This window comes from Oleiphilus sp. HI0128 (genome assembly GCF_001635365.1).
The window spans coordinates 1-220 of the sequence record NZ_LWGG01000518.1 but is presented as its reverse complement, the minus strand read 5'-3'; the positions used below and the strand labels follow the sequence as shown (position 1 = coordinate 220).

Sequence of the window (220 nt, the reverse complement as noted above, 5' to 3'; positions counted from 1 at the left end):
GTTTCGCATTTCATTTGCAGAGCGAATTCCGATCAGCTTACTAAAAGGAGGTTGGTGACAGCCGTCTGGTTCAGGTTGATCTCTATGATGTCGAATACATGGATAGTTCCGGTTTGGGAATGTTGCTGGTCATGAAGAAGTTTCTAGACGGTGCAGGTGTGGCCTATGAGATCGTTCGTTCGCGTGGGCAGACCTATGACCTGTTGAGCATGACGCACTT

The 220-nt window shown here is 48.2% G+C and carries 1 protein-coding gene; it reads left to right on the top strand.

What is annotated here, in order from left to right; all coding sequences use genetic code 11:
* Positions 1–65 precede the first annotated feature (65 nt).
* Positions 66–220 (top strand): STAS domain-containing protein (locus A3763_RS30050; protein WP_369823094.1); only part of this gene is annotated, 155 nt, incomplete at its 3' end.